At 67.9% G+C, this 3103-nt stretch carries 3 protein-coding genes; all 3 read right to left on the reverse strand.

Annotated elements, in window-relative coordinates; genetic code table 11:
- Nucleotides 1–360: ABC transporter permease (locus RMO40_RS24705; RefSeq protein WP_489660239.1), on the reverse strand; the 360-nt coding region annotated here is incomplete at its 3' end.
- Nucleotides 341–1825: a sugar ABC transporter ATP-binding protein gene (locus RMO40_RS24710; protein WP_309726490.1), complete on the reverse strand. Its 1485-nt coding sequence runs from the start codon at nt 1823–1825 to the stop codon at nt 341–343. The genes RMO40_RS24705 and RMO40_RS24710, both read right to left, overlap by 20 nt.
- On the reverse strand, nt 1822–3027 hold the full coding sequence (locus tag RMO40_RS24715; protein WP_489660240.1) for an ROK family protein: 1206 nt from the start codon (nt 3025–3027) through the stop codon (nt 1822–1824). The genes RMO40_RS24710 and RMO40_RS24715 overlap by 4 nt, the downstream gene beginning before the upstream one ends.
- Between the last annotated feature and the right edge of the window lie 76 nt (nt 3028–3103).

Raw genomic sequence — 3103 nt, forward strand, 5'->3', positions numbered from 1 at the left:
CAGCAGCACGGCGAAGCCCATGCCGAGGGCCACGACGAGCGTGGTCGAGCCCACCGACGCGGCGATCGCGTTCATGAAGAGGATCACGCAGCCGGCGATCAATGCGGCCATCGAGCCGACCGACAAATCAATGCCGCCCGAGATGATGACGAAGCACATGCCCACCGCGATGATGCCGATGAAGGCGGTGCGGGTCAGCAGGTTCATCGCGTTGTCGAGCGTCGCGAAGTCGCGGTTGAGCCAGGTGCCGGCAATGCACAGCAGCACCAGGCCGAGGATGGGTCCGAGGCCGTGCAGGCGCATGCGCCAGGCGGGGGGCTGGCGTGACATGGCGGCCACGTCAGTGCGTTCCGGTGGCATGGGCGATGAGCTCCTCTTCGGTCAGATGGGTGGCGTCCAGCGTGGCCTGCAGACGACCGGCACGCATCACCACCACGCGGTGGCACAGGCCGATCAGTTCCATCAGCTCCGACGAGATGACGATGACGGCCAGGCCTTCTTGCGCCAGGCGCTGGATCAGGAAATAAATGTCGCGCTTGGCGCCGACGTCGACACCACGCGTGGGCTCGTCGAGCACCACCACGCGCGGGTGAGGGTGCAGCACCTTGGCGAGCGCGAGCTTCTGCTGGTTGCCGCCAGAGAGCGACGAAGCCGGAGCGTCGAGGTTGCCGGTGCGAATGCCGAAGGTGTCGACCGCCTCGCGCAAGGCGCGTTGCTCTGGCGCGGGCCGCAGCCACGGGCGGGCGTAGCGCGACAGTGCCATCAGCGTGAGGTTCTCGCGCAGACCGAAGCGCACGTGCAGGCCCTTGCCCTTGCGGTCTTCGCTCAGGTAGGTGAGGCCGTGGTCGGCCGCTTCGCGTGGGTTGCGCAGGCGCACGGCTTGGCCGTCGATCTCGATCTGGCCGCTGCAGGGCCGCAGGCCGAGCAGGCCTTCGAACAATTCGGTGCGGCCGGCGCCGACCAGGCCGGCGAAGCCGAGGATCTCGCCGGGGCGCACGTTGAATGAAATGTCTTGTGCCCAACCCGGTACGGTGAGCTGCTTCACTTCGAGCAGCGGCTGGGTGCCGGCGGGCGGTGGTGCTTTGGGTGGGTACAGGTCGGTCAGCTCACGGCCCACCATCAGCTGCGCCATCTGCTGGCGTGTGAGCTTGGCGGTGGCTTCGCGTGCGACGAAGCGGCCGTCGCGCATCACGATCACCTCGTCGGTCACACGCTCCACTTCGTCGAGCTTGTGCGAGATGTAGAGCAGCGTCACGCCGTCGGCCTTGAGTTGCGCCATCAGTGCAAACAGGCGCTCGGTTTCGCCGGGCGTGAGCGTGGCGGTGGGTTCGTCCATGATCAAAAGGCGAGCCTTGCGGGCCAGCGCACGTGCGATCTCGACCAGCTGCTTTTCGGCCACGATCAGCTGCTTGACGAGTGTGTCGGGGTGCTTGTTCAAGCCGACCTGCTGCAGCACGCGGGCCGACTCGGCGCGCATCGTGTCGTCGTCGAGCAGCCAGCCCTTTTTCTTCTCGTGGCCGAGGAAGATGTTCTGCGCGATCGTCAGGTCGTCGGCGAGGTTGAACTCCTGGTGGATGAGCACGATGCCCTCGGCCTCGGCCGCGCGCGAGCCGCTGAAGCTCATCGGCTGGCCGTTGATGCGCATCTCGCCAACGGTGAGTTGCTCGTAGCCGGCGAGGATCTTCATCAGCGTCGACTTGCCGGCGCCGTTCTCGCCCAGCACGCCGACCACGCGGCCGGGTTGCAGAGCGAAGCTCACGCCGTGCAGCACCTGCACCGGGCCGAAGGCCTTGCGCAGGTCGATGAACTCGACGGCCACGCTCATGATGCGATCACTCCGCGAGCCTTGATGGTCTCGTGCATCGCGAGCACGCCGGCGCCGATCACGCCGCCTTGGTCACCGAGCGGTGTGTACTGGATGTCGAGGTGGCGTGTGGAAAGAGCCAACGAGCGGTGATAGACGCTCTGCCGCAGCGAGGCCAGGAACAGCGGCCCGATGCGCGTGACCCCACCGCCGATGAACACATGAGACGGGTTGAAGAAGTTGACGATCGACGCCAGCATCTGGCCGATCAAGGTGCCGGCGCGCTGGATGATGGCGTTGGAGGCGGCGTCGCCCGCGCGGCTGGCCTGGGCCACGTCTTGCGGCGTGATCACACCGCGCTCGGCCAGCACCGCGGCGAGCATCGGGCTTTCGCCGTTGCGCGCGGCCTCGGTCGCTTGCTGCGCGATGGCGGGGCCGGCGGCCATGGCTTCGACGCAGCCCAGGTTGCCGCAGGTGCAGCGCGGGCCGTGCGGGTCGACGCAGATGTGGCCCACGTCGCCGGCCGAGCCGTTGGCGCCGCGGTAGACCTCGCCATGGCAAACGATGCCGCAGCCGATACCGGTGCCGATCTTGATCACGAGAAAGTTTTGCAGGCTGCGCTGCAGGCGCCACAGCTCGCCCATCGCCATCAGGTTCACGTCGTTGTCGACGAAAACGGGCGCGCTGTAGTCGGCACGCAGGTCGTCGCGGATGGAGAAGCTGTCCCACTCGGGCATGAGCGGCGGGTTGACGAGCTGGCCGGTCTCGAAGTCCACCGGGCCGGGCACGCCGATGCCGATGGCGATCACGTCGCGCGCCTTGCGGCCGCACTGCGCGAGCAGCTCGGCCATCAAGGCACGCACCCGCGACAGCAGCAGGCCGGGGCCACGGCGCACGTCGGCGGCTTCGCCATGCCTGGCGAGCACGCGCAGGTCGGGGGTCAGCACGGCCACTTCGAGGCCGGTGGCGCCGAGGTCGGCGGCCAGCAACACACCCAGGCCGTGGTTCAAACGCAGCGTTTCGGGGCGGCGGCCGCCGGACGACATTTGCAGCCCCGCTTCTTCAAGCAGGCCCAGCTCGATCAGGCCGGCGACGGTGGCGTTGACGCGCGTCTTGGAGAAAGCGGCGCGCTGCGCCACCGCGTCACGCGACAGGCCCCCGCACCAGAACACGCTGTCCAGCACGGTCAATTCACTGCGCGATAGATCGGCCCATGGGCTCACACGCTGTCTCCTGGCGGCCCTCTGACGGGGCTCGATCGGCGGATGCTAGGCCGCCGACTTCCGCCAAGCAAGTTCG

Origin of the sequence: Rhizobacter sp. (genome assembly GCF_031412075.1) — a bacterium.
In the GTDB taxonomy this organism is placed as follows: Bacteria; Pseudomonadota; Gammaproteobacteria; order Burkholderiales; family Burkholderiaceae_C; genus Rhizobacter.

Coding starts and splice junctions, on each gene's coding strand:
- RMO40_RS24710 (WP_309726490.1), bottom strand. CDS start 1,825: ATGAGCGTGGCCGTCGAGTTCATCGACCTGCGCAAGGCCTTCGGCCCG.